The organism is Streptomyces sp. NPDC025793 (assembly GCF_055558375.1).
On the sequence record NZ_JBVHMR010000004.1, the window covers coordinates 99,477 to 123,504 of the forward strand.

Here is a 24,028-nt window from a genome sequence, read left to right on the forward strand (position 1 = left end):
GTGCTGACCCTGACGCGACGATCACCGCTCTGACCTGCGGAAACACCCGAACGCTAGATCTTGGACTTGAACATGGTACGCAGCATTCAATGCTCCCAGAATTCGGCTCCCTGCCCGCTTTGTGCAGGTCAAGGGCTGCGTGCCACTCTACAGCGGCTGCGTTTCCGGCCGGCCTCGGAGAGTTCATCCGGGATGCGGTGGATCCGGTGCGCTCCTCGACGACAAGGGCGCCCACGTGTAGCAGACGCGCACGCCGTGGTCGTGGAGCCAGGCGGTCTCGCGGTGCCGGAGTTCGTGCGCGGACTCCGGGGCGATGGCGCTGGGCCAGCGGACGAGCACCGCGGTGACGTGGCCCGTCTGTACCAGCTGTCTCACCCGCCGCCACCCTCTGCGCCGGGCCGGGTCGGGCTCACCGTACGTGTCGGTGACGACCTCGGCGATCGTCAGTCCGCGCTCCCGGGCGAACGCGTGACCTTCCGACCGCGCGCACTGCGTGGCCGACCCGGACGCGCCCCGGGCCCGGTCGGCGCATACGTACAGCACGACAGGAGGAGCGGTTTCGCCGTGGCGGGTCATGGGCGCCTTCTGTAGGTGGATCGAGGAGAAGGGACTCCTCGCAGCGCGAAGGGGACGTAGCGGGGCCGCGCGGGGCCGGCCGGTGCCCACGGCATCAGGGGCAGGCCGTCAACTCCGCCCAGACGACCTTTCCTTCGGCCCGCGTCGAACATGCGGAGCCCCAGCGGTCGGCGAGTTGCTGCACGAGGAACAGGCCCCGCCCGTTCTCCTCGCCGGGGCCGGCGTGGCCCTCGGGCGGGCGGACCGGGGTGCGGCCGTCGTCGTGGAGTTCGATCCGCAGGCGCCGCGCGTCGCCGGTCAGCGTGAGGCCGCACAGGACATGACCGCTGTCGGTGTGGAGTACGGCGTTCGTGGTCAGCTCGGAGACCAGCAGCACCGCGTCGCAGCATGTGTCGCCGGGTACCTGCCAGGCACGGAGCCGGTCGCGCACGGTGTCGCGGGCGGATCTCACACTGGTGCGCAGGGCGGGCAGGCCGAACCAGTACTCCCGGCGAGGCAGGGTCGTGGCCAAGGCGGGGGCCGGGGCTGAGGGCGTGGGCAGAGTCACGGATGTCGCCTTCCAGTGCCTTCTCGGGGGCGGGCTCGGTGGGGGGATGCGGGCTCCAGCACGAGCGGTGAGAGGCGTATGACGAGGCAGGCGCCCCGCGACGGGGTGCCGACGACGGCATCGGCATCGCGTGTCCCGTCCGGGCCGGATGCCGCGTCAGAGCTGTGACTTGACCGCTCACATGTCAACTATGCGCGTGATCGCGCTCACGCTGCAACCGACTCCCTGATAATTTCAGCAGTGCGGGTATCACCCTGGCGGCACCATCAAGCCACTGACAGAATGGCGGCGTTGACAGTTCTTCAGGAGGTTGGGCGTGAGCGAGGCCCGTTCCGGGACCAGCGCACCGACGGTCCTGCGTATGATCCTCGGCCGTCGGCTGCAGGACATGCGGCTCGACGCCGGTGCCTCGCTGGAGGACGCGGCAAGAGCCCTGCGCGTGAAGACCCTGACGATCCGCCGGCTGGAAAAGGCCGAGGTCGCGCTGAAGCCTCTCTACGTGGAGAAGCTCCTGGAGACCTACGGGGCGGACCGCCAGGTGATCGACGAGTTCGTCGACCTGGCCGAGCAGGCCAACGAGCCCGGCTGGTGGCACTCGTACCGCGACGCCGTCCCCAGCTGGTTCACCGCGTACGTCAGCCTGGAGACCAGCGCCAAGACCCTGCGCACCTATGAACCCCTGTACGTCACCGGCCTTCTGCAGACCCCCGACTACGCCCACGCCGTACTGCGCGGCGGGTTGCCGAACGGGAGCGAGGAGGAGCTCGCGCGCCGCGTGGAGCTGCGGCTGCGCCGCCAGAGCCTGCTGGAGCGGGAGGACGCCCCCACGTTGTGGGTGGTGATGGAGGAAGCCGTCCTGCACCGGGTGGTGGGCGGCCCGGACGTGATGCGGGAGCAGATCGAGCGGCTGCTGGACATGTCCGAGCTCGCGCACGTCAGCATCGACGTCGTGCCCTTCGCCGCGGGTGCGCATGTCGGGGCGTGTGCCCCGTTCACGTATTTCCGGTTCGAGGAACCCGAGCTGCCCGACATCGTCTACAGCGAACTTCTGTCCGCCTCCGTCTACCTGGACCAGCGCGCGGACGTCGTCTCCCATCTCGAAGCGCATTCCCGTATGGCGCTGCTGACGTCGTCGGAGGACAGCAGGGCGCTCTTGAACCGCATACGCAAGGAGTACTCGTGACATTCACCGACGAGGGCGTCTACAACGGGATGCCGGCCCGCGACCTCGGGGAACAGGGCTGGGAGCGCCCCTGGAGCGGACCGAACGGCGGTCAGTGCGTCGAGACGAAACTGCTCGCCGACGGCCGTGTGGCCGTACGGCAGTCGACCGACCCGGCCGGGCCGGCGCTGATCTACGCGCCGGAGGAGATCGCCGCGTTCGTCCGCGGGGTCAAAGAGGGCCTGGCCGATCACTTGGTCGCCGGGTGACCGGCGGCGGACGCACGGGACGACGACACCGGTCCCGCTCCTGGCCTGCGGGCCGACAGACACACACGTGAAGGGGAGAACATGACCACCAGGCAGGCCGGCCGGGATCTCGACACGAGCAAGGCGCACTCGGCCCGGATGTACGACTACTTCCTCGGCGGCAAGGACCACTTCGAGATCGACAAGGAGGCGGCCCTGGTCGCCGCCCAGGCCCACCCCGGCATCTACGTGACGGCCCGCGAGAACCGGGCGTTCATGCACCGGGCCACCCGGGTCCTGGCGCAGGAGCACGGCATCCGCCAGTGGCTGGACATCGGCACGGGCATCCCGACCGAGCCCAACCTGCACCAGGTCGCCCAGTCCGTCGCGGTCGACGCCCGCGTCGTGTACGCCGACAACGACCCCCTCGTCCTGAAGTACGCCGAACGCCTCATGCGCAGCACGACGCAGGGACGCACGGCCTACGTCGAGGCCGACGTCAGGGACCCCGATGAGCTGATGAGTGCCGTGGAGGCCTCGGAGGTCCTGGACTTCGACCAGCCGATCGCGCTCTCCCTCAACGCGCTCATGCACTTCATCACCGACCCGCACGACCCGTACGCCATCGTCCGCCGGCTGCTCGACCCGCTCCCGGCGGGCAGCGCCCTCGCCATGAACCACTGCACGCCCGACTTCGACCCCGTCACCTGGAACAAGGTCGCGGAGGTCTACACCAAGTCCGGGTCTCCGGTGCAGTTCCGTTCGCACAGCGACGTCCGCCGCTTCTTCGACGGACTCGACCTGATCGACCCCGGCATCGTGTGCTGCCACCGCTGGCGGCCCGCCGGACCGGCCGACGGGACGGAGCCCACGGACGCCCAGATCAGTCTGTGGGCGGGCGTGGGCATCAAACGCTAGCCGGGGCCCGGCCGGGTCGTTCGACCGGCTGGGCACCAGCGACGTCCGCGCGCCCGACGTCGGTCGGCCGCGTCACGCCGACGGGGCGGCGTACTGCGGTTGACCGTACTGGTATCCGCCCCACGTCGCCACGGCGTTGGCCTGCGAGTTGGCCACCGCGGTGCCGCCTCCGACGGCTACGGCGCGGGCCTGTGAATGGGCCACGGCGGTGATCTGCGGAGGGCTGGGAGGGGCGTCGTAGCCGTCGGCGAAGCTGGCGCCGGCGCCGAGGGCGGACAGCCCCGTGACCACCGCGGCCACGACGGCAGCGCGCTGAATCCTACGCATGGTTCGACCCTTTCTTACGGGGAACGCAGTCCTGAATTGACGCGATATGAGCCTATACGCGGGTCTTTTAGCAATTTGGGATCAGCGGCTCTTCGAGCGCCGTGTCGGTGGTGGCGACGCCCCGGCAGGAACGCCCTTGTCCGGCTCCGCGGGCCCCACCGGGTTCGCGCCCGTCGCACCGGTCACAAATGCCGAACCCTTCCGCGTCTTCGGCCGGTTGGCGTCCTTGGCGCCCGCCGCCGACGGTACGGTCGTCCTGGACTTCGAACCGCGCCGCGAACCTGCCGTGCGCCTACACGGACCTGGCCACCTGCCCGCTGCCACCGGCCGAGAACCGACTGCCGGTGGCGATCGAGGCAGGTCAGAAGATTCCCCGCGAACGCGGCGGATCCCGAGCCGGGCGGTCGTAGGGCGGCCGGTGACGGCATTGACGTACGCCGAGACCGCTCCGTAGCATCGCGATCGACATCGAGTGTCGGCGTGAAGCCCTGGCTCGCTGACCGGCAACCCTCCCACGCGGCGGGGTACTCCAGGTGACAGCCCGGCGGAATCACCGACGATCCCCGCAAGCGCGTGGCCCCTTGACCGGGCCGGAGACACGGAGGAGGGTCATGCGGCGCAGCGACGGCCCCCGTGCCTCCTTCGCCGTCGCGATGGTGTTCTCCCGGCTTGCGCGCCGCCGCCACATCGACCTGAAGCGCTCGACCAGCTGCTTCTGTCAGGACTGACGGGCCTTCCCGCCGCCGGTCGACGGCCGGGAGCGGCCGTGGCCGCTCCCGTCTCCGTCTGATCCCCGTCCCGCGCCTGATCCCCGTTTCCGTCTGATCCCCGTTTCCGCCTGTCGGCCGGGGCCGCACGCCCGTGCGCGGCCGTGCCTCGGACGGCACCCCGTGCCTGGTGACACGAGTAGGAGAAACCCTTCCGTGACTGCACTTGCCGATGTCAGATCCTCCCGATGGACGGCGCTGGCCGCCCTTCTCACCGCCAGTGTGCTGCTGACCGCGTGCGGGTCGAGCACCGCCGGCTCCGGCTCGGGCAGCGGCCGGGCGAGGTCCGGCGGCACCCTGACCTTCGCGGTGGGTTCGGACGCCGGCTGCGTGGACCCCCAGCAGGTCGCCAGCAACGACACCATCTACTCGGTGCGCCAGATCGTGGACTCCCTGACGGACCAGGACCCCAGGACCGGCAAGATCGTGCCGTGGCTGGCGAAGAGCTGGGACATCAGCTCCGACGCGACCACGTTCACCTTCCACCTGAGGTCGGGCGTCACCTTCAGCGACGGGTCCGGGCTGACCGCTCAGGTGGTCAAGGACAACTTCGACGCGGTGCCCAAGCTCGGCGCGCTGGGCACGCTGGCCGAGGGCTACCTGAGCGGCGTCAGGAGCACCACAGTGGTCGGCCCCCTCACCGTCAGGGTGGCTTTCAGGAAGCCCAACGCCCAGTTCCTGCAGGCCACTTCGACACACTCGCTGGGAATCGAGTCATCGGCGAGCGTGCACAGGACACCGCAGCAGAAGTGCAGTGCCGGAGTGATCGGCTCCGGACCCTTCACGCTGCAGCGGTACGTGCAGAACCAGTCGATCACCCTGGCCCGGCGCAGCGGTTACGCCTGGGGTTCCTCGCTGTGGAGCAAGAGGGGCGAGGCGTACCTGGACAGGCTGGTGTTCAAGGTCGTCCCCGAGGCGGGGGTACGGACCGGCAGTCTGCAGTCCGGCCAGGTGGACGCGATCGGCAGCGTCGGCAGGGCCGACGAGGCGGCGCTCGGAGGAGGCCGGGTCACTCTCCAGCGGCGGGCCAACCCCGGTGTGGTGTTCGGCCTCGGGTTCAACAACGCGCGACCGCTGCTGAAGGACGCCCGGGTACGCCGGGCGATCGTGTTCGGCATCGACAGGCAGCAGATCGCCGACACGGTGTTCCCCACCGGCACCCGGGCGGCCACCAGCATCCTCGCGCACACCACGCCCGACTACACCGGCCTCGGCACGGATCTGGCTTTCGACGCGGCGAAGGCGAGGTCCCTGCTGGACGCGGCCGGCTGGAAGACCGCCGGCGACGGCATCCGGACCAAGGACGGCACGAGGCTGAACCTGACCATCGACTGGTTCCCCAACGCGGCCACCAACCAGCCCGCGCTGGAACTGGTCCAGCAGCAGCTCAAGGCCATCGGCGTGGCCGTGACCCTCAAGCAGCTCCAGGTCACCCGGTTCGCCCCGACGCTCCAGTCGGGCGACTACGACGCGGCCTGGGGCAACGGCACCCGTGCCGACCCGGACATCCTGCGCAGCTCCTTCTCCACCGGGCTCGCCAACTTCTACCGCGTGCCGGCGGGGGATCTGGACACGGCGCTGTCCGCGCAGGCCACGACCACGGCCCCGGCCGAACGCGAGCAACTGGTCGCCCGGGCGGAGCAGTTGATCGTGAAGAACGCCTACTACGCGCCGGTGGTGGAGCTGCAGACCCAGCTGGGCGTCTCGAAGAGGGTGCACGACCTGGACTTCGACGCCTCCAGCCGGATCCAGCTGCACGACACCTGGATCGGCTAGCCCGTGCGCCGCTATGTGATCAAACGGCTCGGCCAGGCGGCCGGGGTGCTCTGGGCGGCCTGCACGGTCTCGTTCCTGGTGCTGGACTACCTGCCGGGCGACCCGGTCACGGCGATGGCCAGTGCCGGAATGGACTCGGGGCAGGTCGACCCCCGGCAGATCGCCGCCCTGCGGCACGAGTACGGCTTCGACAAGCCGGTACTGGTCGAGTACGCCGAGTACCTCGGCCGGACGGTGCGCGGGGACTTCGGCGACTCGGTCGCCACCGGCCGGCCGGTCACCAGGGCCATTGCCGACGCGCTGCCGCAGACCGTCCGAATGGTCCCGGCAGCGATGACCGATGAACGGGAGAACCGCGGTGGCCGTGAGAAGCGCGCTGAACGGGAGAACGACGAGGACGGTGACGACGTGACCGCACCCCTGCCGGAGATACGCGGCCTGTCCGTGTCGTACCGCACCCGGGGCGGCGCGGTCGCGGCCGTCCGGGGCGTGGACCTCGACGTCCGGCCGGGGCAGGTGACGGCGGTGGTCGGTGAGTCCGGCTCCGGCAAGAGCACGACCGCCCACGCCATCACCCGGCTCCTGCCGGGCAACGGCGGCATCGACGCCGGCACGATCCGCTTCGGCCGCCACGACCTCGCCGCGCTGTCCGAGGCGGAGCTGCGTACCGTGCGCGGAGCGCGGATCGGGCTGGTGCCCCAGGACCCGGGCGGTCTCGCTCAACCCGGTGAAACGGATCGGCGAACAGGTCGCGGAGGTCCTGCGTATCCATGGTCTGGCGACCCGCCGCTCGGCCCCCGCCGAGGCGGTCGCCGTCCTGGACCGGGCCGGGCCGGGCCGGGCTGCCCGATGCGGCCGTCCGCGCCGGGCGTGGCGTACCTCTTCATCTCGCACGACCTGGCCGTCGTACGACAGATCGCTCACCAGGTCGCCGTCATGCGGGCCGGCCGCGTCGTCGAGACGGGCCCTCCGGAAGAGCTGTTCACCCGCCCCCGCCACGCGTACACCCGTGAGCTGCTCGCGGCGATCCCCGGCGGTCGCGCCCCCTCCTGCGACCGGGACCGCCTCGGCGGCCCGGACACGGTGATCCACTCGCCGTCGTCACGGCGTCCCCGAGCAGACCCGTCTGCCCTCGCCGCTTCGTGGTCACCCCCTCGAAACGATAGAAAGGTGGTATGAGCGGAGTTTCCGGTCAATCCGGGCAGGATGCGGCCGGCGCGTCCGATGCGGCCGACGCGTCCGACGCCTCCCTGCGGACCCGTCGGCCCGGTCGGCGCCGTCGGGCGGTAGCGCCGTGGCGGTCGGGCTCGCTGCTGAGCCTGCGCAGCCTCGCGGGCCAGGTCTTCCTGCTCCAGCTGGCGGTTGCGATGCTGCTCGTCGCCGCCGCCCTGGTGGCGCTCGTCGTGCAGGCGCAACGCGGCGTGCGGGCGGACGCCCGCAACCGGACGCTCACCGTGGCGCAGACGTTCGCGAACGCCCCGGGGACCGTGGCGGCACTGGACAGCGCGAACCCGACCGCGGCGCTGCAGCCGTACGCCGAGGCGACCCAGCGGACCACCGGCGTGGACGCCGTCATCGTGTACGGGCTGAACGGGATCACCATCGCCCACAGCGACCCGCGCCAGGTCGGCAAACGCGTGATCGGGCCCTACGCGGCGGCGGCGACCGGGCAGCCGTTCACGAGTACGTTCCAGGGCGCACTGGGGCTCTCCGTGGTCTCGGCGGTGCCCGTCAAGGATCCCGGCGGTTCGGTCATCGCCATCGTCTCCGTGCCCGTCAGGGTCGAGAGGGTGCAGCACCGGGTGAACCGGCAGCTGCCGGTCCTCCTCGTCGGCGCCACCAGCGCCCTGGTCGTCGCCGCGGGCGGGTCGGCCCTGGTGAGCCGGCGGCTGCGGCGGCAGACCCACGGACTGGGGCCGACCGAGATGACCCGGATGTACGAGCACCACGACGCGGTGCTGCACGCGGTGCGCGAAGGTGTGCTGATCGTCGGCGGTGACGGCCGGCTGCTGCTGGCCAACGACGAGGCCCGACGGCTGCTGGGCCTGCCGGCGGACGCGGAGCGGCGGCACATCACCGATCTGGGGCTGGACGAGGACCTCGCCGACCTGCTGGCCTCGGACCGCCCCGCCACCGACGAGGTGTACCTGGCGGCCGACCGGCTGCTCGCGGTCAGCAAGCGGCTCACCGCACCGCACGGACCGGGCGGCAGCGTCGTCACGCTCCGGGACACCACCGAACTGCGGGCCCTCACCGGCCGGGCGGAGGTGGCACGCGAACGGCTGCAGTCCCTCTACGACGCCGGAATGCGGATCGGCACCACGCTCGACCTGAAGCGCACGGCCGAGGAACTGGCCGAGGTGGCGGTGACCCGGTTCGCCGACGTCGCCACCGTCGATCTGCTGGACCCGGTCCTGCGCGGCGAGGAGACCGCCTATGCGCCCGCCGAGATCACCGAGCTGCGCCGCAGCGCCGTCGCGGGACTCGACGCGGACCATCCCCTCCACCCCGTCGGCGAACTGATCCGGCCCGTCCCGGCCCACCCCGTCTCCGTGGCGATGGCCGAGGGCCGCCCGGTCCTGGTCGGGGACCTGGGCACCGCCGGCGCCTGGCAGGCCCAGCAGCCCGAAGGTGCCCGGCGGATCCTTGAGCACGGTATCCACTCCATGCTCGCGGTGCCCCTGCGCGCCCGCGGCGTGGTGCTGGGCGCGGTGGTCTACTGGCGCGCGCGGGGCTCCCCGCCGTTCGAGGACGAGGACGTGTCCTTCGCCGAGGAGCTGGCCGCCCGGGCAGCGGTGTGCATCGACAACGCCCGCCGCTACACCCGCGAGCACTCCATGGCCGTCGCCCTCCAGCACAGCCTGCTGCCCCGCGCGCTGCCCCAGCAGGCCGCCCTGGAGGTCGCCTACCGCTATCTGCCGGCCCAGTCCGGGGTGGGCGGGGACTGGTTCGACGTCATCCCGCTGTCCGGTACCCGGGTGGCGCTGGTCGTCGGCGATGTCGTCGGCCACGGTCTGCACGCCGCGGCGACGATGGGCCGGCTGCGCACCGCCGTGCACAACTTCGCCGGCCTGGACATGCCCGTGGAGGAGCTGCTGGGCCGGCTGGACGAGCTGGTGGCACAGATCGACGCCGAGGAGGCCGGCGCGGCGGAGCACGAGCAGGATGTGATCACGGGGGCGACCTGCCAGTACGCCGTCTACGACCCCACCTCCGGGCGACTGGCCGTCGCCAGCGCCGGCCACCCCGGACCGGCGGTGGTCCGGCCCGACGGGACCGTCGACTTTCCCCGGCTGTCCGTCTCCCCGCCGCTGGGACTCGGCGCCGGCCTGCCGGTCGAGACCACCGAGCTCACCGTGCCCGAGGACGCCCGGCTGGTGCTCTACACCGACGGGCTGATCGAGGACCGCACCCGCGACCCGGACGCCGGCACGGCGGCCCTGCGCGACGCCCTGACCGGGCCCGCGCGCACGCCGGAGGCCACCTGCACGGCGGTGATGGAGGCCATGCTGTCCGACCGGCCCCGGGACGACATCGCGCTGCTGGTGGCCCGCACGCGCCGGCTCGGACCGGCTCAGGTCGCCGAGTGGGAGGTGCCCCGTGACCCGGCGGCGGTGGCCCCGGTACGCACCGCCTGCGCCCGCCGGCTGACGGAATGGGGGCTGGAGCAGGTCGTCTTCACCGCCGAACTCATCCTCAGCGAGCTGATCACCAACGCCGTCCGCTACGGAGCCGAGCCCATCACCGTACGACTGCTCCGTACGGAGCCGGACGGCAGCCCCGAGGCGGGCACCCTGATCTTCGAGGTCGCCGACGGCAGCAGCACCTCGCCGCGGCTGCGCCGGGCCAAGCTCACCGACGAGGGCGGCCGCGGACTCTTCCTGGTCGCCCGCTTCGCCGAACGCTGGGGGACCCGCTACACCGCCACCGGCAAGGTCATCTGGGCCGAGCGGTCCCTGGCGCACGACGCCACGCCGGAGGCGGAGGGACTCGGCGACTCCCTGCTCGACCAGTGGGACGACATCGCGCTGTAGAAGGCTGGAGAAGACGGCGATCCCGGGCTTCCCGGACGGCATTCCGCCGTCGAGGCGGCCGGGTACCCTGGCCTCGATGACCACTTTGTCGGTGTTTGTCGGCGCCGTGGAGCCGAGCAGGCGGGGTGAGGTGACCGCCTCGTCCCCCCACGTCCGGGAGCAGCCGTGACCGTACCGTGTGCCCGAGCAGCGGCGGTCTTCGGCTGCTTCGCCCTCGCACTCGGTCTGAGCGCGTGCGAGGGCGCACCGCCCGCCGGCCCCGTGAAGCCGTCGGTGGCCACGTCCGCCGAGAGCGTGGGCGGCCTGCGCGCACTGATCGCCGCGGCGAGACACGAGGGCGCGCTCAGGGCGATGGCGCTGCCGCGTGACTGGGCCGGCTACGGCGGTCTGATCGACGGCTTCGAGAAGAAGTACGGGATCAGGGTCACGGTCGAGAACCCGCTGGGCCACAGCGAGGACGAGATCGACGCCCTGGCGAAGAGGGGGAACCGGCCGACAGCGCCGGACGTGATCGACGTGGGCGACACGTTCGCCCGCAAAGCGGCGGAACAGAACCTTCTCGCACCGTACAAGGTGGCCGCCTTCGACCAGATCCCCGCCAATCAGAAGGACGCGAACGCCCGCTGGACCAACAACTACGGCGGCTACATCTCCATCGGCTGCGACGCCCACCGGGTCACCCCCTGTCCGCAGACCTTCGCCGATCTGCTGAAGCCCGCCTACCGGGGCAAGGTCGCGCTCGAAGGCGACCCGCCCCGGTCGGCCACCGCCTTCGCCAGCGTCTACGCGGCGGCGCTGGCGAACAACGGGTCGTTCGACGACATCCAGCCCGGCCTCGACTTCTTCGCCGAACTCCACAAGCGCGGCAACTTCAACCCTGTCGGCTCCGACTCGGCGACGATCACGAGCGGCCGGACCCCGGTCGGCATCAACTGGGACTACGTCAACCTCGGCTACGCCGACCAGCTCCGCGACCAGGGCGTGAACTGGCAGGTCGCGATCCCGTTCGACGGCAGCTTCGCCCAGTACTACGCGCTGGCGGTCAACAAGCGCGCCCCGCACCCGGCGGCGGCCCGCCTGTGGCAGGAGTACCTCTTCAGCGCCGAGGGCCAGAACCTCCGGCTGCGCGCATACGCCCGCCCGGTGCTCATGGACGTCATGCGGCAGGACGGCACCCTCGACAAGGCCGCCGCGGCACGACTGCCGACGGTCGAGGGAACGCCGCAGTTCCCGTCGGACGCGCAACTGGAGAAGGCGCGGAAGACGGTCACCCGGGGCTGGGCGAAGGCCGTCTCCGGCCGGCCGTGACGGTCCCCGCCGCCCATGAGGGGTGCGACGAGCGGACCCGGTCGGGTGCGAGCCGCTCAGAGCCCGGGCGGCGGGCGTGGACGGCAGATCTCGCCCGTGCCCAGAGCGACGACGGCCCGGGGGCGCATCGGTTCGTCACCGTGCCGGGAGAGCAGGACCACGTCCTCGACCGTGGCCGACAGGGTGCCGAGCCGGGCGGCGCACTCGGCGGCGAGCCGCCGCGGGTCCTGTGTCCGGCCGAGCGACAGATGCGGGGTGAAACGGCCGCCACGTCCGCCGCAGAGCGGGAACCGCGCCTCCAGCGCCCTGTACAGCCGGGCCCAGGGTGCCGCCCCCGCCGACGCCGGATCGAGCCACACCGTCGCGTAGTGCCGGTGCCGGAAGTACCGCGCCCCGGCCAGTCGCGCCGGGAACGGCGCCGTCTGCGCCGCCCCGGCGCGCAGCAGCGGCAGCGCCCGCGCGAACTCCTCCTCCGGCACGAAGCCGAACAGCAGATTCACATGCGGCGGCCAGCGCCGTACCTGCGGATCGTGCTCCAGGCGGATCTCCTGTATCGCCGGCCAGAGCTCCGGCGGCGGCAGCCACGCCACCGCCGTCCGGGCCGTCGGCGCCGCGGCGAGCACGTCCACCGGCTCGGCCCCGCCGGTATCCGCGATCCCGTCCACACCGCCATCCTCCGCGGCACGCCCCGATCGGGTCCAGGGCTCAGGTCCGCGCCCGGGCGATGAGCAGCGCCACGTCGTCCTCACCGCCGGGCGAGCGCAGAAGCTCCAGGATGCGGTCGCAGGTGCACTCCAGATCGTGGCCGCAGGTCGCGGTGAGGGCGTCGAGGAGGGCGTCCAGGCGGGCGTCGATGGGTTCGCTCCGGCTCTCGACCAGGCCGTCGGTGTACAGGACCAGCGCGTCGCCGGGGCGGAAGGCGATCGTGGCGGCCTCGAAGGGCACCCCGCCGACGCCCAGCGGCGCGCCGGTGGGCAGGTCCAGCAGCCGTGCCGCCCGCCCGGCAGGCAGCAGGGCCGGGGGCAGATGACCGGCGAGACAGATCTCGCACTCGCCCCGGTGCGGGTCGTAGACGCAGTAGATGCAGGTGGTGATGGTCTGCTCGATGCCTTCGGTGAGGCGGTCCAGGTGATGGAGGGCCTCGGCGGGGGCGAGGGACAGCTCGGCGAAGGCACGGGCGGCGCTGCGGAGTTGGCCCATGGTGGCGGCCGCGTTGATGCCGCTGCCCATGACGTCCCCGACGACCAGGGCGGTGCGGTCGCCCTGGAGCGGGACGGCGTCGTACCAGTCGCCGCCGATCTCGCTCGCGGCGCCTGCGGGTTGGTAGCGGCAGGCGACCTCCAGGCCGGGCAGGTGCGACGGGCGCTCCGGAAGCAGGCTGCGCTGGAGGGTGAGGGCCGCATGGCGCTGGGCCTGGTATCCGCGGGCGTTGTCGATGCACACCGCGGCCCGGGCGGCCAACTCGCCGGCGAGGAAGGCATCGTCGTCGTCGAAGGGCACCGGGTTGCGGGTGCGGACGAGGTCGAGGGCGCCCAGGACTTCGCCCCGGGCCAGGAGCGGCACGGCCAGATAGGAGTGAACGCCGCCCGCGGCGAGGGCGGAGGCGGCCTCGCCGTGCCGGGCGATGCGCTCCAGATCCTGACGGGTGGTGTGGGGCACCAGCACCGGTCGGCGAGTGCGCACGCAGCGGGTGATCAGGCGGTCGCTGTCGTAGGTGGCGAGTTCCCCCGGCGGGTCGGCCGCGTGGACCGCCTCGGTGGCGTGGGCCGCGCTGACCGCGAGGGCGCGGAAGCGGGCGGGTCCCTCGTGCGGCGCGCTCCGGCAGTCGAGGGCGCTGTCGAGTACGTCCACGGCCGCCACGTCGGCCAGGTCCGGTACGACGACGTCCGCGAGCTCGCGCGCCGTCGTCTCCAGATCGAGGGTGGTACCCACACAGGCGGAGGCTCTGGCGATCAGTGCCAGCCGTTGCCGGGCCTGTGCCGCCTCGGCGGCGGCCCGGTGACGCTCGGTGACGTCGATGACGGAGTAGGCCAGTCCCAGCACCCGCCCGGCGGAGTCCTCCAGCCGGTAGTACGAGACGGACCAGGCATGCTCGTGGTCCGGGTCGCCGGGCGGATGACAGACGATGTCCCGGTCCACGACCGACTCGCCGGTCTCCAGGACACGGCGCAGACGTGCCTCGGGGTCCGTGTCCAGGAAGGTCAGGACCTCGCCGGCCGACCGGCCCAGACGCTCGGCGGCGGACTGGCCGGTGATGCGTTCGAGAGCAGGGTTCACGGCCAGGTACCGCAGGTCCGGGTCCAGAATGGCCAGCCCGACCGGGGACTGGGACACCAGGCGCATGGCCAGGGCGGCATCCCGCTCGACCCGCTCCACGGCGGCCTGGTCCGCGATGAGGCCCAGGGCGTAGACGTCACCGAGGTCGTCCAGCAGCCGCATGTTGCGGAACTCCACCAGGCGGGTGCTGCCGTCCTTGCGCCGGATCGGGAACGCCCCCGCCCAGTCGGTGCCGGACTCCATGATCTCGGCGAACACCTTGATCACCGCGTCCCGGTGCTCCTCGTGGACGGTGAGCCGAGCCGCGTGCTGACCCAGCGCCTCCATCGCGGTGTAACCGAACAGTTCCTCGGCCTTCGGGCTCCAGAAGACCACCTGGCCCTGCGCGTTCAGCACCACCGCGGCGACGCTGAGCAGATCGAGCAGGCCGCTCGGGGGCGCGGCGGGACCCGCCACCGACCGGCCATGGCCTGCTCGGGAGGAGTCCATCGTGCCCATGCCTCATCGTCCTTCCCGCTCGGCGCCTCGGCGCTTGCCGTACCGGCGGGTGTGCTGCCTTCATCCATCGTCGGCCCAGAACCCGCCGACACACACCTGGACCGGCTGCCGCGGCCGGTGGCACCGGCGGCAGCCGGCGTCTCAGGGGCCGTCCGGCCGGGCGACGGCCCGGCGGAGCCGGTCCAGCGAGGGCAGGCCGAGGACACGGCACGACAGACTCGGTTCCTCGCCCGGGCGGGCGAACGGATCGGTGCCGTCACCCAGCAGCGTCGGTGAGCCGTGCATGCCCAGGTGCTCGGCCTCCTCCGGGTCGGTCACCTCGCGCCAGGTGACGGTGACGTCGTCACGCCCCTCCAGGGCGAGGGTCAGGCGCTCGCGCAGCGGCGCGGTGTGCGGGCACGCCGGCACGACCAGGACCGTCAGTTCCATGACCGCAGCGTAGCTCCGCGCGGGAACGCCGCTCACGGGTGCGTATCGGACCGCTCGTCCGCACCGCCGCCGGCACCGGCACCGCAGGTGGTGTTCCCCGACCAGCGGGGCGCTCGCCCACATCGCGCCCGGCACCCAGCACGCCCGCGGTCCGGGCCAGGAGGAGGACGGCGACGCAGACGGTGGTGATCAGGACGAGTGGAGCGTGCAGATTTGCCATGCCTCCAGGCTGCTCCGCGGCACCGCCGATCACCACAACCCACGGGTCGATGGAGAGGCCTCCACCGGTCTGCGTCCACGGGTGGAGAGTCCCTGAGCACTCGGCCAACTCCCCCCGCCGATCACGGCGGTTCGGGCGTGTCCCGGTGACGCCGCTGCTAGCCTGCGCGCAGAGGCCCCGGGCGGCGCCCGAGCGGAACCCGCGTGGGGCAGGGAGGAGCTGACCGCCGTGGTCCAAGCGTTCGCCGTGTACCGGGACGCCCTGCGCGAGGCGTGGGGCGACTGGTGGCTGACCTGGCCCCTGCTCCAGGACGTGGCCGTCGGGGACGTCCTGCACGACGCCCGGGGTTCCGTCCGCACGGCCGGGACGCTGGGCGACCGGCGGATCACGTACGAGGAGACGGCACCCGCGCCCCGGGGCTCGTTCGTGTACGACGCCGGGGGCGGGATCGACCTGCGTTTCAAGGCGTCCGGCGCCACCGACCCGCTGTTCTCGGCCCTCGTCGACGCGGACGCCGGTGTGCTGCTGCGGTTCGCCCGGGAACGGGCGGCGCTGGTGGCGTACCGCGGCATGACCGGCAGCGGGGTCACGGACACCCGTGCCCTGGCCCGCGCGCTCGTGCGCCGCTACTGGGAGGGCCGGTGGGACGCCGAGCTGCTCGCCGTGACCGAGGTGGTCCGGGCCGAGGCCGCCGCCGTGCTGGTGGCCGCCGGTGCGGGAGCGGCCGTCGAGCTGCGTGTGACCACGTCCGCGGGCGTCGGCCCGCTGTCCCTGCTCGACCTCGCCGGCACGGCACGGATCGCGGGCAGCCGGCATCTGGGCTTCCAGTGGATCGGCGCGTCCGTCACGCCGCTCCACCGCGTCGTACGGCTGCGGACCACCTGGCTCGGCGGGGTGCGCGAGGAGTACGGGCCGGTCCAGCCCGGGCGCGGCCTGGACGCGGAGCCCGTACCGCCCCTCCTGCTGGAGCAGGCCGGCGACGACCCCGCCGCCGTCCTCGAATCCCCGCCCCAGCCCCTCCCGGCGGCGGAACCGACGACGGCCCCGGCCCAGGACGCCCCCTGACCTGCCCCGCCCGGCGCGCCGCCGTCCGTGAGCACGCCGTCGCCGGGCTGGAGGCGGAGCTGCGTCAGTGGGAGGCGGTGAGCCGCGCGGGCGGGCCGCTGGAGAAGCACCGCAGTCAACTCGACGCGGTCGGCGTGCTGTTGGGTGCCGCGGTGGCCGACGTGCGCGTCCGGCTCACGGACGGGCGCGCCCGCGAGGTGCCGGGCCGGGTGCTGGACCTGCACCACGTGTGGGACTTCTACCGCACCCGGTTCCTGCTGCGCCACGTGCGCGCGTACCGCCGCTTCCTGGACGTCGCCGACGAGCTGGCCTGGGAGACGTACGGCCCGGTCGTACGGCTCCCCGGCGCCCGGCCCAAGGAGCCGCCGCTCGTCGGCTTCAGCCGGTCGGCCTCGCCGCGGGCCCACCGCAGGGGCGGCGCGTACCACGATCTGCTGCCCCGGGGTGGCCTCCACACGCCCTCGGGCCGGGCGGCCGCGGCCCGGCTGCCGTTCCCGGTGATCGACGTGCCCTGGTCCTTCGGCTCCCATCTGCCCGCCCTGCTGACCGTGGCACACGAGGCCGCCCACCACATCGACGACGACTGCGGCCTCGGCACGGAGATCGGCGAGCGGGTCGCGGGCGCCCCGCTCGCGCCGGAGCGCCGCGCGCACTGGGTGCGCTGGGCGGGCGAGGCGTTCGCCGACGTGTGCGCCGCCGTGCTGTGCGGCCCCGCCTACGCCGCCGTACTCGCCGACCTGCTCGACAGCGGCGACGACGAAAGCGGCGTGGACGAACGGGACTTCGACGGCCCGCACCCGCCCCCGGCAGCGCGCCTACGGCTGGCCGCTGCCGCCGCCCGCCTCGCCGGACACCCGGACGCGCAGGTCGGGGATGTCGAGGACGACAAGGACAACGGGTACGGCCAGGAAGCGGCCGTCGTGGCGCGGGCGTTGACGACGGGCGGCTGGTCCGGGCTGCACGGGCTGTCGCTCGCCGGACTGCTCGTCCCGGAGCGCGCGTCCGCCGGCGCGACCGTGTCCGAGGGGGCCCGGCGGCTGCTGGCCGGGGGCCCGTCCCGGTGCTCCTCGGCGGCCGGGGTGCTGGCCGCGGCCGCCCTGGCCTTCCGCTGCGACCCGACCGCGTACGACCGGCGTGACGTCGGCGAGCGCGCCGTCACCGAGGTGCTGGCACTGCGGGCGTCCGGCACCCGTGCAGGCGCCGGCCCGGAACCACCGGACGAGCAACGGCACAGCAGCGCGCACCGGACGGCGGGCCTTGCCGTGCTCGCCGCACTCGACGCCACGAGCCAGCCGACTCATGGCTGACGAGGCACCGACACCACGGACCACCGGCACCCGTGCAGGCGCCGGACCGGAACCGCCACCGGGGACCGGGACGAGCAACGGCACAGCAGCACACACCGGCCGGCGGACCCCGCCGTGCTCAACGCACTCGACGCCACGAGCGAGCCGACTCATGGCTGACGAGACACCACGGAGCACCGGCACCCGTGCAGGCGCCGGACCGGAACCGCCACCGGGGACCGGGACGAGCAACGGCACAGCGGCGCACACCGGGCGGCGGACCCTGCCGTGCTCGCCGCGCTCGACGCCGTGGAGGAGTCAACTCGTGCTCGATCATGGCAAGTTGGCGGGACATAAGAGGTACGCTGGCGGTGGTGTGCCGACCGGACGGGGGGGGCGGCGGATGGGGATGCGGTGGACACCGGCGGTCCTGCAGCGCGAGCGGCGCGGGAGGGTGCAGTGCCTGCTGTGTCCCTTCCGGTGTGCGCTCAAGGACGGCGAGACGGGGCTGTGCGGGGTGCGCCGCCGCTCCGGTGACCGGCTGGAGACGGCGACGTTCGCGTCGTCCGTACGGCACTGGGACACCGTCGAGCGCAAGCCGCTCTTCCACTACCGCCCGGGCACACCCTGTCTCACCCTGGCGGCGCCCGGCTGCACCTTCGCCTGCGACTACTGCATCAACCACCGCATGTCCCAGTACGGCCGCGAGGACTCCGTCCGCTGGGACGCCGAGCCGGTCGACCCCGAGGACGTGACCGCGGAGGCCGCCGCGCGCGGGGGCTGTGTCGCGATCTCGTACACCGAGCCCTCGCTGGCCATCGAACTCACGGCCGCGCTCGCCGAGTCGGGCCGCCCGCTCGGGGTGGACGTGGTCTGGAAGAGCAACGGCTTCCTCACCCCCGAGGCCGTCGACCTCGCGGCGCGCCATGTCGCCGCCGTCAACGTCGACGTGAAGACCCTCGACGAACGCGACCACCGCGAACTCACCGGCGCCCGGCCCGGACCCGTCCTCGACGCCCTCGCGGGCCTGCGGGAGCGCGGGGTCTGGGTGGAGGTGTCGACCCCGCTGATCCCCGGCCTCACCGCCGGGCCCCGCACGCTGCGCCCGATCGCCCGGGCGCTCGCCGCGCTGGACCCCGCGATCCCCTGGCATCTGGTCCGCGCCACCCCCGCCCACCGCCGCACCGGCCACGCGCCCACCCCGGTGGCCGACCTGGCGGCCGGGGTGCGGATCGGACACGAGGCGGGGCTGCGGCACGTGTACGTGGAGCGGGCCCTCGGCGCGGACGGCCGGGCCACGCGGTGCGCGGGATGCCGTACGACCGTGGTGGCCCGGGACGTCTGGGCGCTGGGCCGGAACGTTCTCGACGACGGCAGGTGCCCGCGGTGCGGCACCGTGGCGGAAGGACGATGGTGAGGCGATGACCGAGTACCGGATGGTCGAGCACATCCCCGACCTGATCCAGCCCGAGGAGTACGAGGAGCATCCCGAGGGGCGACTGGTGCGGATCAGCATCCGTGTCGACGGCGACGGGGTCCAGGTGCTCGGCGACGCCTTCCGGCCCGAGGTGCTGGAGCAGTTGCTGGAGCGGCTGGGCCCCGACGCGATCGAGCAGATGCTCTGCGGCTGAGCGGCGGCACGGGACTCAGTCGTCCGACAGCAGTGCCGTCAGCGCCGCCCGCAGTTCCTCCGGGGCGGGTTCGGGCGCCAGGACCTGGCGGTGCCGGGCCGGCTCGCGCCACGGGACGCCCGGGTAGTGCACGCGCAGTTCGCGCAGTCCGGGCCGGGGCACGGGCCGTAGGTAGGGGTGCGACAGCAGGACCATCCGGGGCGGCCCGGACAGGTCGGCGGTGAGCCGGGCCGCGACCACCTCTGCCTCGCGGAACGCGGTCGGCACATCACCCGCCGACAGCGGTCCGGCGGCCCACACATGGACCAGGTCCTCCGGGCCGAGCAGCAGCCGGGACCGCCAGGGCTCACCGAGCGGAACGAGCGCGCAGGGCCGGCCGAGCCGGAGCACCGTGACGGCCATCAGATGGGCGGCCAGCCGCAGCACGGAGCCGACCTTGCCGTGCGTGGCGGGGGTGTCGTCCAGCACCAGCACCAGCCCGTGCGGATCGCGTGGCAGCCGGCCGCTGCTGGTGCGGTACAGCAGCTCGTCCCGGGCGTGCCGGGCCCGCAACAGGTCGGTGGGCAGGGCGAGTTGGGTGGGCAGCAGCCGGGTGGCGGGGCCGTGCCGGGCCAGTCCGGAGCGGCCGCTGCCGCCGGCGCCGCCCATGGCGAGCCCGGTGTCGCCGTCCAGGAGACGCAGGCCGAGCAGCGCGCGCTGGGCGGGTCCGGGCGGGGTGAGGGAGAGCCGCAGCCGGCGCATCCGGGCGGGCAGTGTGGGATCGACGGCGACCGCCTCGGGGCCCAGGATGCGCAGGAGGGCCACGAGCCGGTCGTCCACCGTGCCCAGGGCGGCGGTCAGTTCGGTCAGCGCCGGTGCGGAGGCGCGGGCGGGGATCGAGGAGCCGGTCAGCGCCCGGCCCAGCGCCTGGGCGAGGTCGGCCGGGGTGACCTCGGGCGGGGCCAGGTACGCCGGGGCGGCGGGCAGGTCCGCCACCAGCAGCAGCGCCAGTCCCGCCAACGCGGGCCCCGGCCAGCCCAGTTCGCGCAGCGCGTGCAGGCCGCGGTGGTCGGCGAGGGCGCGCAGCCGGGGCGGGACGGTGCCGCGCAGCAGGGCCAGGACGTCGCCGAGGAGGTCCAGCGGTACGCCGAAGCCGTGGACGGCCGCCAGCACCCCGAGGCGTACCAGTTCCTCCTGGCCGTTGGGCGCGACCGGCGCGGCGGCGGTGCGCGGGCCGCCGGTGAACAGCTCCCACAGGACCGCGGCGCCCGAGTTGTAGGTGGCCGCGAGCTGGTCGCCGACCGGTGACCAGCGCAGCGTCCACAGATGCCCGCCGACCCCGTCCGGGGGCACGAGCACGCGGATGCGGCGTGGCTCCTCGGTGTCCCAGACCTCGGCCACGGAGTCCTGTTCGGCGGTGGCGAAGGCCAGCAGCCGGGAGTCGGCGCACCAGGACAGCGCGGGCGCCCAGTCCCGGCCGCCGGCCTCGCCGAACGTCCGCAGGCGCTGCCAGGTCCCGGTGTCCCAGAGCACCACCGGGCCGCCGGCGCTGCCCGCGGTCGCGGCGAGCCGGCTGCCGTCCGGGGACCAGGCCACCCGGCACACCAGGGCCCGCGGGTCGGGCCAGTCGAGCACGTGCACCCGTCGGCAGCGGCCGCCCGCGCCGACGCCCCAGACGACGACACGGCCGCGGGTGCCGGCGGCGAGCAGTCGGCCGTCCGGGGACCAGGCGGGCCGGCGCACCCCGTCCTCGACGGGCAGCCGCTGCGGTCCGCCGGCGCCCGGGCCGAGGTCGTGCACCTGCAACGTCCGCGGGTCGGCGCCCGGTTCGGGCACCGCCCAGCGCAGCGGGCGCACCGGGTCGGCGCTGACCGCCTGCCCTGCGGTGCGCTCGGCGAGCACGGTGCCGTCGCGCGGGTCCACGAGGCGGTTGACGCCCTGTTCGTAGTGGGCGGCCAGGACCAGCACCGGGCGGTCGCCGGCCAGGCAGGCGGCGTCGTACCAGCCGTGCGGGTAGCTCGGCACCGGTGCCGAGCCGTGCGGTTCGGTGGCGTCGGCGGCGTAGGCCAGGATGCGGCCGGGGCCGGACTCGCACCAGTGGCCGGCGCCGTCGGGCGACCAGACCAGGGCGGGTGCGACACAGCCGGTACCCGCCTCGGGCAGCCGCAGCGCGCGCAGCACGCCCGGGGGCCGTTCTCCGGTGCGGGTGTGGACCTTGCCGACGGTCACGCCCATCGCGTTGGCCCAGCGGTGCAGCGCGGCCGGGGCTCGGCGCCGGTGCGAGCGCGGTACGGCGCCGGTCGGCTCCCACACCGCGACCGTGTCGGGATCGAGCCGCGCGGCGAACAGTCCGCTGACGGACAGGCTCAGTTCGCCGGGGCCGGTGACCCGGCCGGGCAACTGTCCGAGGAGGTCCAGGCGCGGGCCGAGGACGCGCAGGCCCTCCAGCGCGGAGCCGGCGATCAGCAGGGAGCCGTCGTGGCTGAACGTCAGCGCGTTCATCCGGTACGGCACGAACTCGCGGCCCAGCTCCCGGCCGGAGCCGGGATCCAGCAGCCGCAGTCCCGCGTAGTCCTCGACGGCGATCGTCCGGCCCTCCGGGGAGCAGGCGACCCGGCGCAGGCCCTCGAACAGCCCGCCGAGGGTGCCGGTCATGGTGGCGCCGCGCGGTTCCCACAGCTGCGCGGAGGTCGCGGTGGCCACGCACAGGGTGTCCTGGCGGCCCGGGATCCAGCACACCTCCACCACGGGGTCGACCCCGCGCAGCCGGGTCACCGTGCCGTCGGCGCGGCCGAGCAGCAGCACGTCGCCCGAGCCCAGCCCGGCCGCGAGGTGCCGGGCGTCGGGCGACAGGGCGAGGGCCGTGATCTCGCCCTCGGTGTGCAGCGCGGCGGGGAGTTCCACGGCGTCGCCGGTGTCGGCGTCCAGGAGGACCGCGCGGCCCGCGCCGAGCAGGAACAGGCGGTCACCGTCGGGGCTCCACACGGCCGCGTCGGTGCCGGAGTGCCGGATGGTGCCGGGGGTCGGGCCGGGCCAGGGCAGCCGCCACACGACGCGCCCCTCGTCGTCGTAGCGCACGACGTCCTCGGCGTGCACCACGACGAGTCCGGTGCCATCGGGCGACAGGCACAGGCAGCGGGCGTCCGGCGCGGGCACGGTGAGGATCTGCTGGGCGTTCCAGGCGCCGGCGGCCGGTGTGCTCACCGGCCCTCGCCCAGCTCGGCGGCGGCCCGCTCGTACATCTGCGCGGCGCGCTGGAAGTGGCCCGCCTGTTCGAGGAGTTCGGCGGCCTCGCGGTATTCGCCGCGCAGGGAGTGCTCCATGGCGGCCTGGTTGAGCCGGCGCCGCTCGGCCTCGGGGGTGCGGGGCGCGGCCGGGGCGGCGGGCTCGGGGACGGGTACGGCGGCGGCGACCCGGTCCAGCAACTCCCGTGCGGGGCCGGACAGTCCGGCGGCGAAGGCGGGCGGTTCGGGCACCCACAGGTGCCAGGCCGGCCGTACGTCCTCCAGGCGCAGCCGCCAGGCGCCGTCCCGGCACAGCACGGTGACGACGTCGGGGCCGAGGCCGAGCACCTCGTCGCGCGCGGTGTCGGGCAGCGGCGGGTTGAGGACGCAGCCGCTCTCCAGGTACAGGGCGCCGGGTCCGGCCTGGTAGACGGGGACGCCGAAGGGCAGGGTCTGGCAGAGTCCGGGGGGTTCGGTCACCAGGTGGCGGCCCGGTCCGAAGGCGATCACGGCGGTCTCGTGCAGTGGCCGGGAGCGCAGGAAGCGGCGCAGCAGGGCGAGTTCGGCGTCCGCGATCAGCACGGCGTCGACCCGGTGGGGGGCGCGGGCGCTGATCACCAGGCGGACCGGCACGGCGGGGCCGAGGGGCGGCACGGGCACGGAGGTGCGCGCGGGCTCTCCGGTGGCCAGCACCGGGCGCGCGTCGAGGAGTTCGCCCGGCCGCTCGTCGTCGCTGGGCCGCCACTGCCACGGCATGCCGGACCCGGCGCGCTCCACGACGAGGTGCCGTCCGAGCGGGATGTCCTCCAGCAGCACGGCGTCGTCCAGGGGCAGTCGCAGCCGCAGGTCGATCAGGAGCCGGCAGTCCGGGTCGGCCGCCCGGCAGGCCACCGTCCCGGGCAGTCGGCCGCACGCCTCGACCAGTCCGGCGGGTACGGCGCCGGACGGGGCGCTCAGCCGCAGCAGCAGCCAGCCCGGGTCGCGCCCGCCGTCCCGGCCGATCCGCTCCACGGGCTGGAAGGTGATCGCCACCCCGGTGGCCAGGCAGCGGCGCAGCAGCCAGCGGGCGAGGGCGCCCGGAGCGAGGACCGTGACCTCCCTGAGCCCGGGGGGCGGGGTGTCCTCGGGGCTGTGCGCGGCGAGTTCGGCGAGGCCGAACTTGTCCCATCCGGCGACGGTGGACAGGTGCTCGACGGCTCGTGCGGACCGTCCCGCGGGTCCGTCGTGGCCGTGCGCCGTGTCATGGCCGTGCGCCGTGTCATGGCCGGGCGCCGAGCCGTGCCCCGGCAGCCCGTCGGGCCACAGCAGGCCGTCGGTGTCGGCGTGGCAGGCCAGGCCGCCGTAGGCGGGAGCGAGGGCGAGGGCGGGCTGTTGCCCGGGGTGGAGCAGGGTCCACACGGAGTGGTCGTGGGGCGATCTGCGCAGCGCCCGCGGGCCCAGTTCCACCGTGGCCGCGACATGCCCGAGGGCGGCGCGGGCGGAGGGGAAGCGGACCGCGACCGACCAGTCCGGGGGTTCACCGCGCTCCCCCGGGTCGGCGGAGGGGGGGTCGTCGGGCGGCGCGGGCGGCCCGTCGTGACCGCCGGGGGTCACGGGGACCGCGGTGAAGCGGGGCGGCGGCACCTCCGCGGGCCCGGCGGGCGGTGGCGGCGCGGACGGCTGGGGCGGCGCGGACTGCTGCGCGGGAAAGACGAACGGGAACGGACGCTTCTTGCGCCGCCAAGGAGTGGTCATGGGTCCCCCGATGAGTGGATCT

General features: G+C 73.9%; 20 protein-coding genes, 1 pseudogene and 1 riboswitch. Of the genes and pseudogenes, 13 read left to right on the forward strand and 8 right to left on the reverse strand.

Annotated elements, in window-relative coordinates; genetic code table 11:
• Nucleotides 1-183: 183 nt before the first annotated feature.
• Both ACZ4MF_RS10660 and ACZ4MF_RS10665 read right to left on the reverse strand, forming a co-directional pair.
• On the reverse strand, nt 184-576 hold the full coding sequence (locus ACZ4MF_RS10660) for a hypothetical protein (RefSeq protein WP_467491664.1): 393 nt from the start codon (nt 574-576) through the stop codon (nt 184-186).
• A 94-nt stretch (nt 577-670) separates the two neighbouring features.
• Nucleotides 671-1,123 (reverse strand): ATP-binding protein, encoded by a 453-nt coding sequence (locus ACZ4MF_RS10665; RefSeq protein WP_467491665.1) that lies wholly within the window; start codon nt 1,121-1,123, stop codon nt 671-673.
• A 316-nt stretch (nt 1,124-1,439) separates the two neighbouring features.
• On the opposite strand from ACZ4MF_RS10665, the gene ACZ4MF_RS10670 reads away from it, so the two are divergent.
• The 3 genes from ACZ4MF_RS10670 (at nt 1,440) to ACZ4MF_RS10680 (ending at nt 3,451) form a co-directional block, all read left to right on the forward strand.
• Nucleotides 1,440-2,306 carry a helix-turn-helix domain-containing protein gene (locus ACZ4MF_RS10670; RefSeq protein ID WP_467491666.1) on the forward strand — a complete coding sequence of 289 codons (867 nt, stop codon included), beginning with the start codon at nt 1,440-1,442 and terminating at the stop codon, nt 2,304-2,306.
• A gap of 29 nt (nt 2,307-2,335) precedes the next feature.
• Entirely contained in the window at nt 2,336-2,554 is a 219-nt protein-coding gene (locus tag ACZ4MF_RS10675; RefSeq protein WP_373462466.1) for a DUF397 domain-containing protein, read from the forward strand.
• A gap of 81 nt (nt 2,555-2,635) precedes the next feature.
• A complete protein-coding gene (locus ACZ4MF_RS10680; RefSeq protein ID WP_467491667.1) occupies nt 2,636-3,451 on the forward strand; it encodes an SAM-dependent methyltransferase in 816 nt (271 codons plus the stop codon).
• Between the two features lie 72 nt (nt 3,452-3,523).
• Here ACZ4MF_RS10680 and ACZ4MF_RS10685 read toward each other — a convergent pair whose 3' ends face one another.
• The gene (locus tag ACZ4MF_RS10685; RefSeq protein WP_356034676.1) at nt 3,524-3,778 is read right to left on the reverse strand and encodes a hypothetical protein; all 255 of its coding nucleotides are present in this window, start codon (nt 3,776-3,778) and stop codon (nt 3,524-3,526) included.
• Nucleotides 3,779-3,995: 217 nt separating this feature from the next.
• On the opposite strand from ACZ4MF_RS10685, the pseudogene ACZ4MF_RS10690 reads away from it, so the two are divergent.
• The 6 genes and pseudogenes from ACZ4MF_RS10690 to ACZ4MF_RS10715 form a co-directional block, all read left to right on the forward strand.
• A pseudogene (locus ACZ4MF_RS10690) lies at nt 3,996-4,188 on the forward strand (DUF1684 domain-containing protein); the annotation flags it as partial.
• A 54-nt stretch (nt 4,189-4,242) separates the two neighbouring features.
• Nucleotides 4,243-4,356: riboswitch (SAM riboswitch) on the forward strand.
• 33 nt (nt 4,357-4,389) lie between these two features.
• Nucleotides 4,390-4,506, forward strand: a complete 117-nt coding sequence (locus ACZ4MF_RS10695) for a putative leader peptide (protein WP_467491668.1) — start codon at nt 4,390-4,392, stop codon at nt 4,504-4,506.
• A 195-nt stretch (nt 4,507-4,701) separates the two neighbouring features.
• Complete coding sequence (locus tag ACZ4MF_RS10700; RefSeq protein WP_467491669.1) at nt 4,702-6,321, forward strand: ABC transporter substrate-binding protein; 1,620 nt, start codon at nt 4,702-4,704, stop codon at nt 6,319-6,321.
• Between the two features lie 3 nt (nt 6,322-6,324).
• Entirely contained in the window at nt 6,325-7,500 is a 1,176-nt protein-coding gene (locus tag ACZ4MF_RS10705) for an ATP-binding cassette domain-containing protein (protein WP_467491670.1), read from the forward strand.
• Nucleotides 7,497-10,355, forward strand: a complete 2,859-nt coding sequence (locus ACZ4MF_RS10710) for a SpoIIE family protein phosphatase (protein WP_467491671.1) — start codon at nt 7,497-7,499, stop codon at nt 10,353-10,355. The genes ACZ4MF_RS10705 and ACZ4MF_RS10710 overlap by 4 nt, the downstream gene beginning before the upstream one ends.
• 165 nt (nt 10,356-10,520) lie before the next feature.
• A complete protein-coding gene (locus tag ACZ4MF_RS10715; RefSeq protein ID WP_467491672.1) occupies nt 10,521-11,663 on the forward strand; it encodes an ABC transporter substrate-binding protein in 1,143 nt (380 codons plus the stop codon).
• 56 nt (nt 11,664-11,719) lie between these two features.
• On the opposite strand, the gene ACZ4MF_RS10720 is transcribed toward ACZ4MF_RS10715, so the two are convergent.
• From ACZ4MF_RS10720 to ACZ4MF_RS10730, 3 genes are all read right to left on the reverse strand, one after another.
• Nucleotides 11,720-12,328 (reverse strand): 2'-5' RNA ligase family protein, encoded by a 609-nt coding sequence (locus ACZ4MF_RS10720; RefSeq protein ID WP_467491673.1) that lies wholly within the window; start codon nt 12,326-12,328, stop codon nt 11,720-11,722.
• A gap of 40 nt (nt 12,329-12,368) precedes the next feature.
• Nucleotides 12,369-14,438, reverse strand: coding sequence for a SpoIIE family protein phosphatase (locus ACZ4MF_RS10725; RefSeq protein ID WP_467491674.1), 2,070 nt, complete (start codon nt 14,436-14,438; stop codon nt 12,369-12,371).
• Between the two features lie 141 nt (nt 14,439-14,579).
• A complete protein-coding gene (locus ACZ4MF_RS10730; protein WP_467491675.1) occupies nt 14,580-14,867 on the reverse strand; it encodes a hypothetical protein in 288 nt (95 codons plus the stop codon).
• A gap of 448 nt (nt 14,868-15,315) precedes the next feature.
• Here ACZ4MF_RS10730 and ACZ4MF_RS10735 point away from each other — a divergent pair, with 448 nt between their 5' ends.
• The 4 genes from ACZ4MF_RS10735 (at nt 15,316) to ACZ4MF_RS10750 (ending at nt 19,069) form a co-directional block, all read left to right on the forward strand.
• Entirely contained in the window at nt 15,316-16,152 is an 837-nt protein-coding gene (locus ACZ4MF_RS10735) for a hypothetical protein (RefSeq protein ID WP_467491676.1), read from the forward strand.
• A 77-nt stretch (nt 16,153-16,229) separates the two neighbouring features.
• Nucleotides 16,230-17,459, forward strand: a complete 1,230-nt coding sequence (locus ACZ4MF_RS10740) for a hypothetical protein (RefSeq protein WP_467491677.1) — start codon at nt 16,230-16,232, stop codon at nt 17,457-17,459.
• Nucleotides 17,460-17,847: 388 nt separating this feature from the next.
• Complete coding sequence (locus ACZ4MF_RS10745; RefSeq protein ID WP_467491678.1) at nt 17,848-18,855, forward strand: radical SAM protein; 1,008 nt, start codon at nt 17,848-17,850, stop codon at nt 18,853-18,855.
• 4 nt (nt 18,856-18,859) lie between these two features.
• A complete protein-coding gene (locus tag ACZ4MF_RS10750; protein WP_071384068.1) occupies nt 18,860-19,069 on the forward strand; it encodes a radical SAM-modified peptide, FtsH ternary system-associated in 210 nt (69 codons plus the stop codon).
• A gap of 15 nt (nt 19,070-19,084) precedes the next feature.
• On the opposite strand, the gene ACZ4MF_RS10755 is transcribed toward ACZ4MF_RS10750, so the two are convergent.
• Nucleotides 19,085-22,252 carry a WD40 repeat domain-containing protein gene (locus ACZ4MF_RS10755; RefSeq protein WP_467491679.1) on the reverse strand — a complete coding sequence of 1,056 codons (3,168 nt, stop codon included), beginning with the start codon at nt 22,250-22,252 and terminating at the stop codon, nt 19,085-19,087.
• The gene (locus tag ACZ4MF_RS10760) at nt 22,249-24,006 is read right to left on the reverse strand and encodes a hypothetical protein (RefSeq protein WP_467491680.1); all 1,758 of its coding nucleotides are present in this window, start codon (nt 24,004-24,006) and stop codon (nt 22,249-22,251) included. The genes ACZ4MF_RS10755 and ACZ4MF_RS10760 overlap by 4 nt, the downstream gene beginning before the upstream one ends.
• Between the last annotated feature and the right edge of the window lie 22 nt (nt 24,007-24,028).

Excerpts from the sequence above, each read along its gene's own strand:
- ACZ4MF_RS10760 (WP_467491680.1), bottom strand. The coding sequence starts at position 24,006 with ATGACCACTCCTTGGCGGCGCAAGAAGCGTCCGTTCCCGTTCGTCTTT.
- ACZ4MF_RS10725 (WP_467491674.1), bottom strand. The coding sequence starts at position 14,438 with ATGGGCACGATGGACTCCTCCCGAGCAGGCCATGGCCGGTCGGTGGCG.
- ACZ4MF_RS10695 (WP_467491668.1), top strand. The coding sequence starts at position 4,390 with ATGCGGCGCAGCGACGGCCCCCGTGCCTCCTTCGCCGTCGCGATGGTG.
- ACZ4MF_RS10680 (WP_467491667.1), top strand. The coding sequence starts at position 2,636 with ATGACCACCAGGCAGGCCGGCCGGGATCTCGACACGAGCAAGGCGCAC.
- ACZ4MF_RS10750 (WP_071384068.1), top strand. The coding sequence starts at position 18,860 with ATGACCGAGTACCGGATGGTCGAGCACATCCCCGACCTGATCCAGCCC.
- ACZ4MF_RS10675 (WP_373462466.1), top strand. The coding sequence starts at position 2,336 with ATGCCGGCCCGCGACCTCGGGGAACAGGGCTGGGAGCGCCCCTGGAGC.
- ACZ4MF_RS10745 (WP_467491678.1), top strand. The coding sequence starts at position 17,848 with ATGCGGTGGACACCGGCGGTCCTGCAGCGCGAGCGGCGCGGGAGGGTG.
- ACZ4MF_RS10730 (WP_467491675.1), bottom strand. The coding sequence starts at position 14,867 with ATGGAACTGACGGTCCTGGTCGTGCCGGCGTGCCCGCACACCGCGCCG.
- ACZ4MF_RS10660 (WP_467491664.1), bottom strand. The coding sequence starts at position 576 with ATGACCCGCCACGGCGAAACCGCTCCTCCTGTCGTGCTGTACGTATGC.
- ACZ4MF_RS10685 (WP_356034676.1), bottom strand. The coding sequence starts at position 3,778 with ATGCGTAGGATTCAGCGCGCTGCCGTCGTGGCCGCGGTGGTCACGGGG.
- ACZ4MF_RS10710 (WP_467491671.1), top strand. The coding sequence starts at position 7,497 with ATGAGCGGAGTTTCCGGTCAATCCGGGCAGGATGCGGCCGGCGCGTCC.